Below are 17,227 nucleotides of genomic sequence, written 5' to 3' on the forward strand. Positions count from 1 at the left end.
CGCGCAATTGGTTTTGAAATGCCTCCCGACATCCCAGCTAGTGACTTGAAAAAATAAGAAAAACGCCTGGCAGTGGTCAGGTTTCGTTTTCGAAAACTCACGAGCTATTGTTACCAGGGACAGTGTAGCCGATCAGGCTGCGGCACCTTCAAAAACCAGAGGTTACAAATTGAGCGATGCAATTGCGGACGTTTTGAACTGGCTTGAAAGCAGGAACGACATCCAGAGCCTGAGGGCGGCTGTGTGCGACCTCAACGGCGTCATGCGCGGCAAGCGCATCCCGGTCGAGCAGGCGCGCAAGGCGCTCGAAGGCAAGCTGCGCATGCCTTACTCCCTGATCGGCCTCGACATCTGGGGCGAAGACATCGAAGGCAACACGCTGGTTTTCTCGACAGGCGACGCCGACGGGCTTTGCCAATGGACGGGACGCGGCATTCTCCCGGTGGCCTGGACGGCGCATCCGACGGCGCTTGTCCCGCTCTGGCTCGCCGACGAAACCGGCGCGCCGTATCTTGGCGATCCACGGCGGGCGCTGGCCCGCATTCTCGATCGCTACAAGGCGTTGGGATTGACCCCGGTCGCGGCGACGGAACTCGAATTCTACCTCGTCGATCCGCAGTCGCAGCGGCCGGTCGGGCCCGTCTCGCCGGTCACCGGGCGCCGTCTCGATTCCGATGCGGCGCTGTCGATCGATGAGATCGACGACTTCGAATCCTTCATCCACGACGTCTACGAGGCCTGCCGAACGCAAGGCATTCCCGTCGACACGGCCATTGCCGAAAATGGCGTCGGCCAGTTCGAGATCAATCTGAACCACGTCGCCGACGCCCTGCGGGCGGCTGACGATGCCGTATTGTTCAAGCGCACGGTGAAGGGCATCGCCCGCAAGCACGGCTTTGCCGCCTGTTTCATGGCCAAGCCCTATGGCGACCGCGCCGGCAACGGCTTTCACGTCCACTTCAGCCTGACCGACGCCGAAGGACGCAACGTCTTCGACGACGGCACGGACCAGGGCTCGGAGATCATGCGCCATGCGGTCGGCGGCCTGCTCGCGGCGATGGCCGAGAGCACGCTGGTGTTCGCACCGCACTTCAATTCATACCGCCGGCTGCGTCCGAGATCCTATGCACCGACCGCCGTGGCCTGGGGCTACGAGAACCGCAWGGTCGCGATCCGCATTCCCGGCGGCCCGACCGGCGCGCGTCGCATCGAGCATCGCGTTTCGGGAGCCGATGCCAATCCCTATCTGGTGCTTGCCGCCATATTGGGCGCCGCGCTGATCGGCATTGAAAGACAGATGTCGCCTGGCGATCCGACCGGGAGCGACGGGCAAGGGCTTGTGCCGGCCAAACTGCCGCCGGACTGGGCATCGGCGATCGCCAGTTTTGAGAGCGGAACACATGTGGCCGAGATCTTTCCGGCGATCCTGCGCGACTCCTTTGTCGCCTGCAAACGCCAGGAGTTGAATACGTTCGCCCTCAATGTCAGCGACTTCGAGATCGAGACCTATCTCGAAAGCGTTTGAGGCATCTACGAGGGCAGTTCGGCCTTCAGCACCGAGACCGCCACTTCGCTGTTGTGGACATACTCGTTGGCGTCCGGCTGCCGCTGCACCAGCAGGATGAACAGAAGATCGGTCAGCGCCAGCTGTGCGTCGCGCGCGGTGATGGAGGATGAGCGCGCACGCTCCTCGTCGGCGATGGTGTAAAGGCAGATGTCTGAAACCCGGCTCAGCGGATTGTCGTGGACGCCGGTGACGGCGATCACCATCGTGCCGCGCTTGCGGGCCAGCTCGGCGATGCGCAGGGTTTCGATGCTGGCGCCGGAATAGGAAAGAGCGAACAGCACATCGCCTGGCCCGAGCGTCGAGACATTGGCCATCTGGACGTGGCTGTCGCTGTCGTGCAGGACATTGCGGCCGAGCTTCATCAGCTTGTAGGAGAAATCGCGCGCCACCAGCGAAGAGGCGCCGACGCCGACCAGATGGATGCGGCGCGCGCCGTCCAGCAATTCCAGCGTCCTGGAGATGATCCGCTCGGTGTTGGCGGCGACGGTCCGCTGTATCGACAGAAGCTTGCTGCCGACCAGCTTCTTCAGGATGACCTGGTAGCTGTCGCCGACCTCGATCGAGCCATGGATGACGCCGGCCGGCACCTGCCATTCCTGCGCCTTGGCCTCGCTGACGGCGAGCTTGAGCTCCTGATAGCTGGCATAGCCGAGTTTCTGGCTGAACTTGACCACGCTCGACTGGCTGCGACCGATCTCGGCCGCAAGTGCGGCCGTCGACAGACGCAGCATCTGGTCGGGATTGTCGACGATGTACCGGCCGATCTCACGATCGCCAGGCGCCATGCCGTCGAGCTTCGCATTGATCCTGTTCAGAACGGACACGAGATTCCCTTACGCTTTTCAGGTCGACAAGCCGCACAGCGTGCCGCGATAGGAATAAAATATTCCAATTCTGATTGACAGCCAAGAACGCACAATTAATTCTCGAACCTCATCACACAAGGTTTCGGCGCATGGACAGATTGCGGATCGTGGGCGGACAGAGACTGGAAGGCGCGGTCACCATATCCGGCGCCAAGAACGCCGCCCTGCCGCAGATCGCGGCAGCCCTGCTCAGCCCCTACCCGCTCGAACTGACCAACCTGCCTGATGTGACCGACGTCGAAAACATGCTCGGCGTGGTGCGGCTGCACGGCGCGGAAGTGACGAGGTCGGCGCATACCGCGACGATCGACACCAGTGCCGCCGTTTCCAAGGAGACGTCCTACGACACGGTGCGAAAGATGCGGGCGACCGTGCTTGTCCTGGCGCCGCTGCTGGCCCGGTTCGGCCATGCACGGGTTTCGCTGCCGGGCGGCTGTGCGATCGGCGCGCGGCCGGTCGACATGCATGTTGCCGCACTCGCGGCACTCGGCGCCAGGATCGCCATCGAGAATGGTTCCATCGTCGCATCGGTGCCGAACGGGCTGACCGGGACGCGCATCGTCTTGAGTTCGCCGTCGGTCGGGGCAACGGAAACCGCGATGATGGCGGCGGCCACGGCAAAGGGCGAAACCGAAATCCTCAACGCGGCGCGCGAGCCCGAGGTGGCGGACCTCGCCGCGTGCCTCAACGCCATGGGCGCGCGCATCGAGGGCGCCGGCACGCACCGCATCCTGATCGCGGGCGACACGAACTGGCATGCCGCAAGGCACGACATCATCCCGGACCGGATCGAGGCCGGCACCTATGCCATCGCCGCGGCCATCACCGGTGGCCAGCTGGAACTGACCCATGCGCGGCTCGAGCATATGGCCTCGGTGGTGCAATTGCTGGAAGCAACCGGCGTCAGCGTCTGGCCGGGCGACCGCGGGCTCATCGTGTCACGCGACCGGCCGTTGAAGGCTGTCGACGTCACGACGGAACCCTATCCGGGGTTTCCAACCGATCTCCAGGCGCAGTTCATGGCGCTGATGTGTTGCGCCGAGGGAGCATCGCTGCTGCGTGAAACCATCTTCGAGAACCGCTTCATGCATGTTCCCGAACTGATGCGGCTCGGCGCCAACATCAAGCTGCAGGGAACCACGGCGTTGGTGCGTGGTGGCGCCAAGCTGCATGGCGCACCGGTGATGGCCACCGACCTGCGCGCTTCGGTGTCGCTGGTGCTGGCGGCGCTGGTGTGCGAGGGCGAGACGACCATCAACCGCGTCTATCACCTCGACCGCGGTTATGAACAACTGGACCGTAAGCTGCGGCTGTGCGGCGCCGATATCGAGCGGCTGAGCGCATGAACAGCGCGGATTATTTTCTCGGCGTCGATGGCGGCGGGACCGGGTGTCGCGCCCGCATCGAGGACACGGATGGGACCGTGCTGGGACAGGGCCTGTCGGGCCCGGCGACCACGCGGCTCGGCATCGATGCGGCCTGGGCCTCCATTGCGAAAGCCTTTGGCGCGGCGATCGAAGAGACAGGCTTCGGACCAGCCGAGACAGCCAGAATTCGTGCCGGCATCGGCCTTGCCGGCATCGGCCGCAAGGGTGCGCTGGAGGCGTTGCGGGCGATCGCGCATCCGTTTGCCAGCATCGATTTCGTCAGCGATGGCGTCGGCGCCTGCCTTGGCGCGCATTCCGGCCAGGACGGCGCCATCGTCATTGCCGGCACCGGCTCGATCGGCCTCGGCTTTGTCGACGGCCGCGACCTGCGTGTCGGCGGTTACGGCTTTCCGATCTCCGACGAAGGCAGCGGCGCCGATCTTGGACTGAAAGCCGTGCAGCTGGCGTTGCGCGCCCACGACGGCCGGCATGAGCGGACAGCACTGTTGGCGGAGGTGATGCAGCGCTTCGAGGGCGACCCGATGGCAGCGGTCGCCTGGATGGACCGCGCCAGCGCCACCGACTATGCGGCGCTGGCGCCGATGGTGATGCGCCATGCCGACCAGGGCGATCCGGTCGGGCGGCGCATCGTGCAAGGCGCGGCCGAGCAGATCGACACGCTGGTGCGGGTGCTGTTCGAACAAGGCGCGCCGCGCGTCACCTTGCTGGGCGGCCTGTCCAGTGCGCTCGAGCCCTGGCTCTCCCCCGATGTCCGGCGCCGCCTGAAGCCCGCTGATGGCGATGCGGTCTCGGGTGCGATCATCCTCGCCAAACGGTCCTGCGGCGGGCGATAGCGCCCGGCCCCGTTAGGAATAATATATTCCATATTTCTGTTGACGTTGCGAATATCAAATTCTAAAAAGTTAACAAACGAAAACAGGGTAGCAGCAAACGGACACAGCGTCCGTGTGCGCTGGCGCCGGTCGGGAGCTCTGCTCAACGCCGGCCGTGCCGCACGATTTGAAAGCACTGGGATGACCGAACAAGGGTTGATGTCCGAGCTGGACCGGCTGATTTCCGAGGGCCGCAACCCAAGGACGATGGACATCGACCTGCTGCCGACCATCGATGTGCTGCGCAAGATCAATGACGAGGACGAGGCTGTCCCGGCGGCTGTCGAAAAGGTCGTGCCGGAAATCGCCGCCGCGGTGGACCGCATCGTGCTTGCCTTCCAGAAAGGCGCGCGGCTGATCTATATGGGCGCCGGCACCAGCGGCCGGCTCGGCGTTCTCGACGCTTCGGAGTGTCCGCCGACGTTCGGCGTGCCCGAAGGCATGGTCGTCGGCCTGATCGCTGGCGGTCCCGACGCCCTGGTGCGGTCGACGGAAGGCGCCGAGGACGATCCGAAAATGGGCGCGAAGGCGCTGCTGGAGATCGGGCTCACATCAGACGACGTGGTCGTCGGTATCGCCGTCAGTGGGCGCACGCCCTATGTCATCGGCGGATTGAGTTATGCGAAGCAAGTTGGCGCGGCGACGGTCGCCTTGTCCTGCAATCCGGCCTCGACCATTGCCGGCATCGCCGACATCGCCATCTCGCCGGTTGTCGGGCCGGAAGTGCTGACAGGCTCGACCCGGCTGAAATCGGGAACCGCGCAGAAGCTGGTGCTCAACATGCTGACCACCGCCAGCATGATCCGCATCGGCAAGAGCTACCAGAACCTGATGGTCGACCTCAACCCGTCCAACAAGAAACTGGTCGCCAGGGCAACCAGGATCGTCATGCAGACCACCGGTTGCGCGGCGCAGCAAGCCAAGCAAGCGCTCGCCCAGACCGGCAACGATGTGAAGCTGGCGATCCTGGTGACGATCACCGGCATGGGCGTCGAGGAGGCGCGCGTGGCTCTCGGCAAGGCCGGGGGCTTCCTTCGAAAGGCAATCAGCGACACGACAGCATGAAGCCGCATGAGACAAGACGGCGTGAAGCCGCATAGACTGGGCCGATACTCCAAAGCATGTGTGTCTTGGAAGCGGTCCGCAGAAACTGCAAGGCATCGAGTTCAATCATAATGGGAGACGAGAATGGTTCACCTCACAAGAAAGCTGCTGTCGGGCATCACGCTGGCGGCGATGCTCGGCGTGGCCGCGGTTTCAACGCAGGCGAATGCAGCGACGCTGCATATGGCCTGGTCGCAAGACGCCACCGGGCTTGATCCGCACAAGCAGACGGCCTTTTCGTCGCTGCGGCTGCTGGAGCTGATCTATGAGCCGCTGGTGCGGGTCGACGCCAGCCTGCAGATCATCCCCGCCATCGCCACCTCTTGGGAATTCTCCAAGGACGGCAAGGAGCTGACTTTCAAGCTCGATCCCAAGGCGAAATTCCAGGACGGCACAGCGGTGACCTCGGCCGACGTCAAGGCATCGTTCGAGCGCATCCTCGACGAGAAGACGGGCGCGGCCGCCCGCGCCAACTTCCTGTCGATCGCCAGCATCGACACGCCCGATGCGACGACCGTCGTGTTTCATCTGTCGCAGCCCGACGTGCCGATCCTGACGGCGATGAGCGACGTCAACGCGGCCATCGTTCCGGCAAGCGAGATCAAGGCCGGCTCGATCGGCACCAAGGCGGTCGGCTCGGGACCGTTCAAGCTCGACAAATGGGATCCCAATGCCAAGGAAGTGCTGAGCGCGAACAAGGATTGGGCCGGCGGCGCGACCGGAGTCGACGGCATCGAAATCAGCGTGCTTCCCGATGAAGCCGCGATCCTGGCCGCCATGCGCACCAAGCAGATCGATTTCGCACTGCTCAACGACCCGCTTGTCGCCACGCTGGTGCCGAAGGAAGCCAGCCTGCAGCTGAACCGCGTGCCGGTGCTCGCCTATCACGTGCTGCAGCTCAATCCCTCACGCAAGCCGATGACCGAGCTCAAGGTGCGCCAGGCCATCTCCTGCGCCATCGACCGGCAGGAGGTGCTGGACACCGCTTCGCTCGGCGAAGGCAAGGTCACGGGACCGCTGACGATCCCGGCTCTGGCGACTGATCCGAGCCAGCTGTTCTGCTACAAGCGCGACGTCGAGAAGGCCAAGAAGCTGATGGCGGAAGCCGGCTATGCCGACGGCTTTTCGGCGACCGTGATCGGTGCCACCGGCGAGCCGCCGACGGCGGCGGCGGAAGCCCAGGTCATCCAGTCGCAGCTGGCCGAAATCGGCGTCAAGCTCGACATCAAGATGATGGAGCTGAATGTCTATGTCGACGCCTGGCTGAAGGGCGATTTCGACATGGCGATCGCGCTCAACGGCGGCCGTGCCGACCCCTACACCATGTACAACCGCTACTGGACCAAGGCAGGCAATTTGCAGAAGGTGGCCAACTACATCGACGACACGCTCGACAGCCAGATGCAGAAGGGCCGCGCCGAGACCGATCCGGCGGCGCGCAAGGCGATCTTCGCCGAGTTCGAGAAGCACCTCGCCGAGATGTCGCCATGGATCTGGCTCTACACCTCGTACAGCTACACGGCGCAGCAGAAGAACATCGCCGGGTTCGTACCGACGCCGACGGGCACGCTGTTCAGCCTGAGCAAGGTGACCATCCAGCAGTAGCCGGCGGCCTTGGACGAGAGGACTTCTTCGCGTGAATTATCTGATGCGACGACTGGCGACGTTTCCTCTCGTCCTGCTTGGCGTGTCCATCCTGGTCTTCGTTGCGATCCGGATGGTGCCGGGCGATTCGATCACGGCAATGCTGGGCACCGAGGCGGGCCTGCTGACGCCGGCGCAGCGTGAGTCGCTCGCCGCCTATTTCGGCATCGACCAGCCCTGGTTCGTCCAGTACTGGCGCTGGATAGGCGGCATCCTGCACGGCAATCTCGGCATCTCGGTCACCTATGGCAGGCCGGTGCTCGACGTCATCGTCGAGCGCTTCCCGCTGACGCTCGAGCTGGCCATCCTGTCGATGATCATCGCGCTTGCGGTTGGCATGCCTGCCGGGATCTTTGCCGCCACGCACAATGAGAAACTGTCCGATCTCGGGGTGCGCATCGTCGCCATGCTCGGCCAGTCGACACCGAGCTTCGTGCTTGGCCTGCTGATCATCTACACGCTGTCGGCCGGCTTCGGCGTGCTGCCGGCGATGGGCGAATTCGCGCCGCTCTGGCAAGATCCCTTGCGCAATCTCAGCCAGCTGATCCTGCCTGCCATCACGCTCGGTTTCGCCTTCGCAGCCTCGGTCACCCGCATATCGCGCTCGGCCATGCTCGACGTGCTGAGCGACGACTACGTGCGAACCGCGCGCAGCAAGGGCGCCTCGGCGCGCAGCGTCATCTGGCGGCACGCGCTGCCCAATGCGCTGATCCCGGTCGTCACGCTGAGCGGCATCGAGTTCGGCTATCTCCTCGGCGGCGCCGTCATCGTCGAGCAGATCTACGCGCTGCCCGGTCTTGGGCGAATGGTGCTGGATGCGATCCAGCAGCGCGACTATGCGCTGGTGCAAGGCGCCGTGCTGTTCATCGCCTTCAACTTCATGATCGTCAATCTCCTGGTCGACCTCGCCTATGTCGCGCTCGATCCGCGCATCCGGCTGGGAGAGCCGTGATGCGCATCCTGCGCGCCATCTTCAGCCACGGCAGCGGTCGCATCGGCGGCGTCATCGTCGGCGTCTATCTGTTGGTCGCCATCCTCGGCATGCTGGGGCTGACGCCGCACAATCCCATCACGCAATACCGGGTCGATCGGCTGCATGCGCCCAACGGCGCCTACTGGATGGGCACCGACCTGTTCGGCCGCGACGTCGCCAGCCGGCTGATGGCGGGCGTCGGACAGTCCTTCACGGTCGCCTTCTTCTCGGTCGCCTTCGCGACCCTTGCCGGCACCGTGCTGGGGCTGGCCGCCGCCTGGCTCGGCCGCCGCTGGGACGGCGTCCTGATGCGGATCATGGATGTGCTGCTGGCCTTTCCGGCAATCCTTTTGGCCCTGCTCATCGTCACGGTCGCCGGGCCGGGCACATGGACCAGCGTCGTTGCCATCGGCATCGTCTACACGCCGATCTTCACCCGCGTCGTGCGCGGCCCCGCTTTGTCGCTCAAGGCGCGCGAATTCGTCGACGCCGCGCGCACCTTCGGCAGCAGTTCGAGCTACATCGTGACCCGCCATCTGCTGCTCAACCTGGTGGCGCCATTGACCGTCCAGGTGACGCTGGCGCTGGCCTGGGCGCTGTTGACGGAGGCGGGCCTGAGTTTCCTTGGGCTCGGCACGCAGCCGCCCGCCGCCTCGCTCGGCCTGATGCTGAGCGACAGCCGCAATCTGATGGAGACCGCGCCGTGGCTGATGATCTTCCCCGGTCTGGCGATCATGATCAGCATCCTCGGCTTCAACCTGCTTGGTGATGCCTTGCGCGACATCCTCGACCCGAAGATGCGGAGGGCGCCGGCATGACCCCGCTGCTGTCCGTATCGGATCTGCGTGTCGGCTTCGGTCGCAATCCGCAAGCCAATGAGGTGGTGCGCGGCGTCAGTTTCGACCTCGCCGACGGCGAGACACTGGCCATTGTCGGCGAAAGCGGCTCGGGCAAATCCGTCACCGCCTTGTCGATCAACCGTCTCATCGATTTCGGCGGCGGCCGCATCACTGGCGGGGCGATGAAGTTGAAGCGGGCCGATGGCAGCGTCTTCGACCTGATGAACGCCTCCGAACCGCAACTGACCGGCATTCGCGGCGCCGAGATCGGCATGATCTTCCAGGAGCCGATGACCTCGCTCAATCCGGTGCTGACCATCGGCAGGCAGATCGAGGAATCGTTTCGGCTGCACCGTGGGCTGACCGGCAGGCAAGCCACGGCGGCAGCCAAGGATGCGCTCGACCGCGTGCGCATTCCCGACGCCGCGCGGCGGCTGAAATACACCCCCAACCAGCTGTCCGGGGGAATGCTGCAGCGGGTGATGATCGCCATAGCGCTGGCCTGCAATCCGCGCCTGCTCATCGCCGACGAGCCGACGACGGCGCTCGACGTCACGGTGCAGGCGCAGATCATGGCGCTGCTGGCCGAGTTGAAGCGGGAAACCGACATGTCGATGATCTTCATCACCCACGACATCGGCCTGGTCGCCGGCATCGCCGACAGGGTGATGGTGATGCAGAACGGGCAGGCCGTGGAGCAAGGCGAGTTGAACCAGATCCTCGATCGTCCGCAGCATCCCTACACGCAGCACCTGCTGCAGGACGTGCCGCATTTCGCCAATGGCAGCGCGACGCGCGCCGACGGGCAGCGCGACACGGGTGCAGCCAAGGAACCGGCCTTGAAGGTGGATAACCTGGTTGTACGATTTCCCCTCAAGAGCAGCTTCTTCAGCCGCGCCACAGGCGCGGTGCATGCCGTCGATGGCGTCGATTTCGACCTGATGCCCGGCGAGACGCTGGCCATTGTCGGCGAGAGCGGTTCGGGCAAATCGACCACCGCGCGCGCCGTCCTGGGGCTGGTGCGGTCGACACGCGGCAGCTTCTCGGTCGGCGTCCGAAAGGCTTCGGCCGAGCAGAGCGCCCTGCCCGTGCAGATGGTGTTCCAGAACCCCTATGCCTCGCTCAATCCAAGGCTCAGCATCGAGAGCATCCTGGCCGAGCCGGTGATCGCCACCGGCGGCCGGGTGAATGCCGAGACACGGGCTAGGATGGCAAGCCTGCTGGAGCGCGTCGGACTGCCGAAGAACAGCCTGGAACGCTACCCCCACGAATTCTCCGGCGGCCAGCGGCAAAGGCTGTGCATCGCCCGCGCGCTGATGCTCAACCCTTCCGTGGTCGTTCTCGACGAAGCGGTGTCGGCGCTCGATGTTTCGGTGCAGGCCAAGGTGCTGGAGTTGCTGGTCGACCTGCAGCGCGAGTTCGGGCTGGCCTATCTGTTCATCTCGCACGACATGGCCGTCGTCGAGCGGATCGCCCACCGGATCGCCGTCATCTATGCCGGCCAGATCGTCGAGATCGGCGACGCGACCTCGGTGCTGTCGAGGCCGCAGCATTCCTATACGAAGAAGCTCATCGCCGCCGTTCCGACCATCGACCGGCGCCACGAACATTTCGAACTCGACACGCGCCAGGTCCCCTCACTGGTGCGCCCGCAGGGGTACGAGCCGGCGCCGGCGAGATGGGAGCAGTTTGGGGCTGATCATATGGCGAGGGTAGAGGTGTGATTACGGGACAGCACCCCCCTCTGTCCTGCCGGACATCTCCCCCGCAAGGGGGGAGATTGGATGTCGCATCGGCCTTCGCCAATCTCCAAAGTCTGAAGGCTGACGRCGCGCACGAACTGCCAATCTCCCCCCTTGCGGGGGAGATGCCCGGCAGGGCAGAGGGGGGTGGGACGGAACGCTGCCTTTCAGATGGAGGCTCGTGTTGAGCGCCCTCGCCCAGCTCTTCGATCGCGCGTTCGCACCGCTGAAAGCCGCGGTGGTTGCCAAGCGCATCCCGGGCGGCGTCCTCGGCATTGTCGACAGAAATGGCGCTCGCGTCGTCAGGTCGGTCGGCTCCGCGCAGCTCGTGCCGAAGGCGCGCCCGATGCACGACCAAACCTGGTTCGACCTGGCGTCCTTGACCAAGGTGATCTTTACGACACCGCGTATCCTGGCGCTGGCCGAAGACCGCCTCATCGATCTCGATGCGCCGCTGATCTCCGCTCTGCCGGACCTTCGCCAGTATGATGCGCAGGCCTGGGAACGGAAGGTGACGTTCCGCCAATGCCTTGGCCACCAGACGCCTTTTCCTTCTGTCGAGCCGATCTATACGTATGGACGCGATCCCGAGCTGCTGCGCGCCTTCATCCTGCAGCGCGAATGGCGCGCCCGCGACCCGGTCTATTCCGACATCAACTTCATCCTGCTCGGCTTTGCGTTGGAGCGGATGTCGGGAAAAACAATCCGGAACATGGATCCCGGCCCGGGCTTCGCTTTTTCCGCCGAGCCGGATGCGTCAGCCGCGACCGAGGACTGCACCTGGCGCCATCGCGTTTTGTCCGGCGAGGTGCACGACGACAATTGCGCGGCGCTGCAAGGGGCCGGACATGCCGGCCTGTTCGGAACAGCCGCTTCCGTCCTCGATTTCGCGCAGGGGCTATTGGACGGCACGGGTGCGTCCGAGCGTTCGATTGAGCTGATGCGAACGCCCCTGTCCGCAACCCGCACCCATGGCTGGGAGCGCCGCTATGGGGGCTGGTCCGGCGGGGCGCTGTGCAGCCCGGAAACCATCGGCCACACGGGCTTCACCGGCACCGGACTGTGGATCGACTTCGACAGCGGCAAGGCCTGGACCTTGCTCACCAACCGGATCCATCCGACACGTCATTTCGACAGCGGCATCGCTCCGCTTCGGCAGGCGGTCGGCGATCTTGTTAACGAGGATTGTTAGGGAAGTGACCATGGAACCAATCTGGGCCGTCGGCCTGATGACCGGCACCGTGCTTGACGGCAACATCGACGTCGCGCTGATCAAGACCGATGGTGAGCGGATCGACGATTTCGGCACCTATCGGCTGATGCCCTATCCCCCGTCGATCCGCTCGCTGCTGGAAGAGACGCTGAGCGAGGCAAGGGTCTGGAATTTCACCGGGCCGGAGCCGGCGATCTTTCGCAAGGCGGAGGAAGCCCTGACGCGAGCCCAGTCGGCGGCGGTCAAGGAACTCGTCGAAGGTTACGGCATGACGATGGCCGATATCGGCGTCGTCGGCTTTCACGGCCAGACCGTCCTGCATCGCGCACCGCAGGTGGGCAGGCTCGGCCAGACCCGGCAGCTCGGCGACGGCGAACTCATGCACGCAATCCTCGGCACCAAGGTCGCCTATGATTTCCGCTCAGCCGACATGCGCGCCGGTGGCCAAGGCGCGCCATTGGCCGCGGCCTATCACACCGCTTTGATGCGCAGCGCCGGCGCCAGTGGCGAGGTGGCTGTGCTCAATCTCGGCGGCGTCGCCAACATCACTTGGTGGGATGGCGCCGACAACGTCGTCGCCTTCGACACCGGACCTGCCAACGCGCCGCTCAATGATTTCATCAAGTCGAAGGGGCTCGGCGACATGGACCGCGACGGCGCGCTTGGTCGCGCGGGAACAGTGGATGAGGCACGGCTGGCGAAACTCCTGCAGCACCCTTATCTGACCAAGCCCTACCCGAAATCGCTGGACCGTTTCGACTTCGGCGCCGCCATGGCGGACGGCCTGAACGCCGAGGATGGCGCAGCCCTTTTGACCGCCTTCACCGCTGCCGCCGTCGGCAAGGCGCTCGACCTGTTGCCGCGCCGCCCGAAAAAACTCGTGGTCAGCGGCGGCGGCCGCCACAACCCGACAATGATGGCGATGCTCGCCAGCCGCGCCGGCGTCGAGGTGGTGCAGGCCGAAAGCCTTGGCTGGAGCGGCGACGCGGTGGAGGCGGAGTGCTTTGCCTTCCTCGCGGTTCGCGTGCTGAGGGGTCTGCCGATCAGCTTCCCCAGCACGACCGGCGCACCGCAGCCGATGCGCGGCGGACGGCTGGCCGGTTAAACCAGCGTTTTGCGCAGGAAGATGCGGCTGCGTCCGACCGGGAAGTCGGCAAGCGTTCCGAAGGGCTGATAGCCCTGGCGCTGATAGACCTTGGCGGCATGCGGATTGAAGGTGTCGATCCAGGCATTCCGACAGCCGCGAGCCACCGCTGCCTGCTCGGCCGCATCCAGCATGTTGCCGGCCATCTGCTGACCGCGCAGCCTTTCATCGACCCACAGCCACTGCACGTAGAGCCAGCCCCAGGCGGTGTAGCCCGAGATGCCGGCGACGACCGTGCCGTCCTCGTCGCGCAAGAACACGGCCAGGGCCTTTCTTTCGGAAGCACCAACATCGCCGTCGTTGAACGCCGTCAGCCGTTCGGCGAGAAAGGTGAGTTCTTCCGGCGAGGGATTTGCCGTCGTTTCAAGTGTCGTCTTCATGGCCTTTTCCGAGATGCGCAGCTGGATACAAAGGCAGCGTTACGAGGGGCATGGCGCTTGTGCAATGTCTATATCTGGCTCCGAACAGGGTGCGTATCCGCATCGCCGCCATTGCGAAACTCGGACGCTGCAATGCCGTAGCGCTTGAGCTTGTCGTAGAAGGTCTTGCGCGGCACGCCGAGTGCGTCGATGGCGCTGCGCACATCGCCGCCGTGGTCGCGCAGCGCGTCGCGGATGAGTTGCGCCTCGTAGTGGCCGACCCGTTCGGGCAGCGTGGCCGCCGGCTCCGGCAACTGCGCGGGAACCGTTTTCGTATCGTCGTCCGGACCGAGGCCGAGCGCGACGCGATCGGCAAAATGTGCAAGCTCGCGCACATTGCCCGGCCATGCATGCGACTGGAGATGATCGCTGACCGCCGCGTTGACCCCGGCGACCGGCCGGCCGAACCGTTCCGCGGCCTTGCCGAGGAAGTGGCCGAACAGCATTGGGATGTCGCCGCGCCGCTCGCGCAACGGCGGAATGCGCAACGTCACCACGTTGAGGCGGAAATAGAGATCCTCGCGAAAGTCGCCGCGCTGGTCCTGCCGTCCGAGATCCACCTTGGTCGCCGCGACGACCCGGAGGTCGACGCGCCGGGTCTCGTTCGAGCCAAGCGGGGTGACGCTGCGCGTTTCGAGCACACGCAGCAGCTTGACCTGAAGGGCCGGCGGCATGGATTCGATCTCGTCGAGGAACAACGTGCCGCCGCTGGAGTGCTCGATGCGGCCGATCCGTCGCCGCTGCGCGCCGGTGAACGCGCCCGCCTCGTGGCCGAACAGCTCGCTCTCTATGACGGTCTCCGGCAGCGCACCGCAATTCAGCGCCACGAAGGGCTTTGCGCGCCGCCGCCCCCATCGGTGCAGGAGGTCGGCCACCACCTCCTTGCCGGTTCCGGTCTCCCCTTCCACCAGCACGTCGACGTCCATGTCGGCGATCTGCCGCAAGGTCTCGCGCAACCGCCGGATGGCTGGCGCTTCGCCGATCAGCGGCAGGCCGTCGGCAGCCTGCGCCGCGGCTTCTCGCAGCCGCCGGTTCTCCATCACCAGCCGCCGCTTCTCCGATGCCCGTCTGAGTGCCTCGACGAGGCGGTCACTGGCATAGGGTTTCGGGATGAAATCATAGACACCATCCTTGAGCGCTGCCACCGCGAGATCGACGTCGCCATGCCCGGTGACCAGGATCACCGGTATGTCGGGGTCGATCGCCTTGACGCGATCGAACAGCTGCAGCCCGTTCATGCCCGGCATGCGGATGTCGCTGACGACCACGCCCTCGAAATTCCTGTCGACGACGGCAAGCGCCGCCTCGGCCGCGTCGAGCGCGACCACCGCGAAGCCGGCAAGCTCGAACAATTGCGTGGTGGCGTGAAGCAGGTCCGCATCGTCCTCGACGAGCGCCACCAGCCCTGATGCGTCTGTCATTCAATTCGCCTCAAGTCGATGGTGAAGGATGCGCCGCCGGCGCTGCCGGGATCGAGCCGGAGCGTACCGCCCAATTCCTGGGCGATCTCCTGCGAGATCACCAGTCCGAGGCCAAGCCCCTTCTCCTTGGTGGTCTGGAACGGCATGAACAGATTGCCGGCCGCCTCCGGGCCGAGGCCAGGGCCGTTGTCGCGCACCGAAATCAGCACCCTGTCGTCGCGCTCGGCGATGTCGATCTCGATCTCGATGCGGGGATCGGGCTGGTCCTTCATCGCGTCCAGCGCATTCTGCAACAGGTTGACGAGGATCTGCTCGAGCCGGATACGGCTGGCCATGACCACCGGCGACGCGCTGCCGCGCGGCTTGACGATGGTCACGCCGGAATCACGGATGCGGCCGGACAGAAGCGACAGCGCGCCGTCGATCGCCTCGCGCACCGGCAATGGCGAGGCGGCGACGCCTGGCCGCCGGGCAAAGGTGCGCAAGGTGCTGGTGATCGCGCCGATGCGCTCGGTCATCGAAACGATCGATGTCAGATTGCCGCTGACCGGCTCGGTCTTGCCGGCGTCGAGAAAGCGGCCAGCGTTCTCGGCATAGGTGCGGATGGCGGCGACAGGCTGGTTGATCTCGTGCGCCACGCCGGCGGCGATCTGGCCGAGGATGGAAAGCCGGTTGGCCTGGGCGAGATCGTCACGCAACCGGCGGACCTTGGCTTCGGCGTTCTCACGCTCGGCGATTTCGCCGGCAAGTGCGGTGTTGGAGCGCGTCAGCTCGGCCGTCCGGGTGCTGACCCGGCTCTCCAGTTCGGCGTTCATGCGCGCCAGCGCCTCCTGCCGCAGCCGGCGGGCGCGCCGGCGCCGGGTGAGCACGAAGGCAAGCAGGCCCATGAGCTGCAACCCGAGCAGCGTGGTCAGGCGCGCCGTGTTGGCGGCGGACGACAAAGCGGCGTCGGCGGGCGTCAGCAGCCACAGACGCCAGCCGGGCACCGCACCGGGCAGGTCCTGCACCACTTCAACGAACTGGCGCGACTTTCCGGAGCTGTCGATTGTCGCCAGGCCGTCACCGGCACCGCGTCGCAACGGCAGCGGTTCGAAGCCGGCATCGGCCAGCTGAAGCTGCTCGCGGGCAGCAGCGGCGTCCTGCGCCGAGAGTGGCGCCAGGGCATGAAACCGCCACTCGGGCTGGCTGGTGGCCAGCACCACGCCGCGTTCGTCGGTGACGAAAACAAGAAAGCCGCTGGAGCGCCAATTGGCTTCGACGCGGTCGAGCTCGACCTTCAGCACCGCAACGCCAAGCGGCTTGCCGCCATCGTCGACGCGGCTGGCAAGATAGAGGCCCGGCCGGCCGCTGATCGTGCCGAGGCCATATTGGCTGGCAGCACTCGTGGCCATCGCCTCCTGGAAATAATGCCGAAAATTATAGTCGATGCCGACAAAGCTCGTCGGCTCGCCGGCATTGCTGGCTGATATCGCGATGCCGGCCGTGTCGATGACATAGATGGCTGACGCCGATGCATCGCCGGCAATCGCCCTGAGCTTGTCGTCGAGGGCCGCTTCTTGCATCTTTCCGGCCCGGCGCAGCGCCCCGCGCACGGCATCGTCGCGTGACAGCACCAATGGAACCAGGCGCTGCTTTTCGATTTCGCCGGTCAGGGTTCCCGCCGCCAGCGGCAGGGCGGCAAGCGCTCCGTCGCGCAGATTGTCGGCCGCCTGGCCGGTGGCGATGCGACCGGCGATGGCGATCGCGCCTGCCAGAACCGCAAGAGCGACGACCACGACACGCCAGCGGCCATCGCGCAGCCGGGCCACCGCTTCGCGCAGCAATTCACGGCCGGCCGCGTACCCCCTATCGATGCCTGCTTGCGACGTCTGCCCTCTCCCTTTTCCTCGCGGCCCGTTTTTCCCCGCAGCCTTGGGGCCCAGTGTAATGCGAAATTCCGCCCAGGCAAACGCTGCCTGTGCGGAAATCCGCACAGGCATTCGCGGCAAAGCGGCTGACAACCGCCGAAATCCAGGGATTCCGGCCTTTCACCGAT

The 17,227-nt window shown here is 65.2% G+C and carries 14 protein-coding genes; 10 read left to right on the forward strand and 4 right to left on the reverse strand.

What is annotated here, in order from left to right; translation table 11 throughout:
• Positions 1-169 precede the first annotated feature (169 nt).
• Positions 170-1,525 carry a glutamine synthetase family protein gene (locus tag AC1D0I_RS06525; RefSeq protein ID WP_477393828.1) on the forward strand — a complete coding sequence of 452 codons (1,356 nt, stop codon included), beginning with the start codon at positions 170-172 and terminating at the stop codon, positions 1,523-1,525.
• 5 nt (positions 1,526-1,530) lie between these two features.
• Here the strand turns inward: AC1D0I_RS06525 and AC1D0I_RS06530 are convergent, their stop codons facing one another.
• Positions 1,531-2,391 carry a MurR/RpiR family transcriptional regulator gene (locus tag AC1D0I_RS06530; protein ID WP_477393830.1) on the reverse strand — a complete coding sequence of 287 codons (861 nt, stop codon included), beginning with the start codon at positions 2,389-2,391 and terminating at the stop codon, positions 1,531-1,533.
• 131 nt (positions 2,392-2,522) lie between these two features.
• Between AC1D0I_RS06530 and murA the strand changes: the two genes are divergently transcribed.
• The 9 genes from murA to AC1D0I_RS06575 all read left to right on the forward strand — a co-directional run bounded on the left by murA (position 2,523) and on the right by AC1D0I_RS06575 (position 13,313).
• Positions 2,523-3,779 carry a UDP-N-acetylglucosamine 1-carboxyvinyltransferase gene (gene murA / locus AC1D0I_RS06535; protein ID WP_477300778.1) on the forward strand — a complete coding sequence of 419 codons (1,257 nt, stop codon included), beginning with the start codon at positions 2,523-2,525 and terminating at the stop codon, positions 3,777-3,779.
• The gene (locus AC1D0I_RS06540; protein WP_477300780.1) at positions 3,776-4,654 is read left to right on the forward strand and encodes a glucosamine kinase nucleotide-binding domain-containing protein; all 879 of its coding nucleotides are present in this window, start codon (positions 3,776-3,778) and stop codon (positions 4,652-4,654) included. Before murA ends, AC1D0I_RS06540 begins: the two co-directional genes overlap by 4 nt.
• Before the next feature lie 180 nt (positions 4,655-4,834).
• Complete coding sequence (murQ, locus tag AC1D0I_RS06545) at positions 4,835-5,758, forward strand: N-acetylmuramic acid 6-phosphate etherase (RefSeq protein ID WP_477300782.1); 924 nt, start codon at positions 4,835-4,837, stop codon at positions 5,756-5,758.
• 123 nt (positions 5,759-5,881) lie between these two features.
• The gene (locus AC1D0I_RS06550) at positions 5,882-7,402 is read left to right on the forward strand and encodes an ABC transporter substrate-binding protein (protein ID WP_477393832.1); all 1,521 of its coding nucleotides are present in this window, start codon (positions 5,882-5,884) and stop codon (positions 7,400-7,402) included.
• A 31-nt stretch (positions 7,403-7,433) separates the two neighbouring features.
• Positions 7,434-8,393 (forward strand): ABC transporter permease, encoded by a 960-nt coding sequence (locus tag AC1D0I_RS06555; RefSeq protein ID WP_477393834.1) that lies wholly within the window; start codon positions 7,434-7,436, stop codon positions 8,391-8,393.
• The gene (locus AC1D0I_RS06560; protein ID WP_477393836.1) at positions 8,393-9,232 is read left to right on the forward strand and encodes an ABC transporter permease; all 840 of its coding nucleotides are present in this window, start codon (positions 8,393-8,395) and stop codon (positions 9,230-9,232) included. The genes AC1D0I_RS06555 and AC1D0I_RS06560 overlap by 1 nt, the downstream gene beginning before the upstream one ends.
• The gene (locus AC1D0I_RS06565) at positions 9,229-10,977 is read left to right on the forward strand and encodes an ABC transporter ATP-binding protein (RefSeq protein WP_477393838.1); all 1,749 of its coding nucleotides are present in this window, start codon (positions 9,229-9,231) and stop codon (positions 10,975-10,977) included. Before AC1D0I_RS06560 ends, AC1D0I_RS06565 begins: the two co-directional genes overlap by 4 nt.
• A 202-nt stretch (positions 10,978-11,179) precedes the next feature.
• On the forward strand, positions 11,180-12,187 hold the full coding sequence (locus AC1D0I_RS06570) for a serine hydrolase domain-containing protein (protein WP_477393840.1): 1,008 nt from the start codon (positions 11,180-11,182) through the stop codon (positions 12,185-12,187).
• A 10-nt stretch (positions 12,188-12,197) separates the two neighbouring features.
• A complete protein-coding gene (locus AC1D0I_RS06575) occupies positions 12,198-13,313 on the forward strand; it encodes an anhydro-N-acetylmuramic acid kinase (protein ID WP_477393842.1) in 1,116 nt (371 codons plus the stop codon).
• On the opposite strand, the gene AC1D0I_RS06580 is transcribed toward AC1D0I_RS06575, so the two are convergent.
• From AC1D0I_RS06580 to AC1D0I_RS06590, 3 genes are all read right to left on the reverse strand, one after another.
• Positions 13,310-13,732, reverse strand: a complete 423-nt coding sequence (locus AC1D0I_RS06580; protein WP_477393844.1) for a GNAT family N-acetyltransferase — start codon at positions 13,730-13,732, stop codon at positions 13,310-13,312. The genes AC1D0I_RS06575 and AC1D0I_RS06580 overlap by 4 nt on opposite strands.
• 68 nt (positions 13,733-13,800) lie before the next feature.
• Positions 13,801-15,192 (reverse strand): sigma-54-dependent transcriptional regulator, encoded by a 1,392-nt coding sequence (locus AC1D0I_RS06585; protein WP_457151411.1) that lies wholly within the window; start codon positions 15,190-15,192, stop codon positions 13,801-13,803.
• The gene (locus AC1D0I_RS06590) at positions 15,189-17,165 is read right to left on the reverse strand and encodes a sensor histidine kinase (protein ID WP_477393846.1); all 1,977 of its coding nucleotides are present in this window, start codon (positions 17,163-17,165) and stop codon (positions 15,189-15,191) included. The genes AC1D0I_RS06585 and AC1D0I_RS06590 overlap by 4 nt, the downstream gene beginning before the upstream one ends.
• Positions 17,166-17,227: the final 62 nt, after the last annotated feature.

The sequence above is a fragment of the Mesorhizobium sp. P2_D1 genome, from assembly GCF_056404455.1.

Coding starts and splice junctions, on each gene's coding strand:
- murA (WP_477300778.1), top strand. CDS start 2,523: ATGGACAGATTGCGGATCGTGGGCGGACAGAGACTGGAAGGCGCGGTC.
- AC1D0I_RS06540 (WP_477300780.1), top strand. CDS start 3,776: ATGAACAGCGCGGATTATTTTCTCGGCGTCGATGGCGGCGGGACCGGG.
- murQ (WP_477300782.1), top strand. CDS start 4,835: ATGACCGAACAAGGGTTGATGTCCGAGCTGGACCGGCTGATTTCCGAG.
- AC1D0I_RS06550 (WP_477393832.1), top strand. CDS start 5,882: ATGGTTCACCTCACAAGAAAGCTGCTGTCGGGCATCACGCTGGCGGCG.
- AC1D0I_RS06560 (WP_477393836.1), top strand. CDS start 8,393: ATGCGCATCCTGCGCGCCATCTTCAGCCACGGCAGCGGTCGCATCGGC.
- AC1D0I_RS06565 (WP_477393838.1), top strand. CDS start 9,229: ATGACCCCGCTGCTGTCCGTATCGGATCTGCGTGTCGGCTTCGGTCGC.
- AC1D0I_RS06575 (WP_477393842.1), top strand. CDS start 12,198: ATGGAACCAATCTGGGCCGTCGGCCTGATGACCGGCACCGTGCTTGAC.
- AC1D0I_RS06580 (WP_477393844.1), bottom strand. CDS start 13,732: ATGAAGACGACACTTGAAACGACGGCAAATCCCTCGCCGGAAGAACTC.
- AC1D0I_RS06585 (WP_457151411.1), bottom strand. CDS start 15,192: ATGACAGACGCATCAGGGCTGGTGGCGCTCGTCGAGGACGATGCGGAC.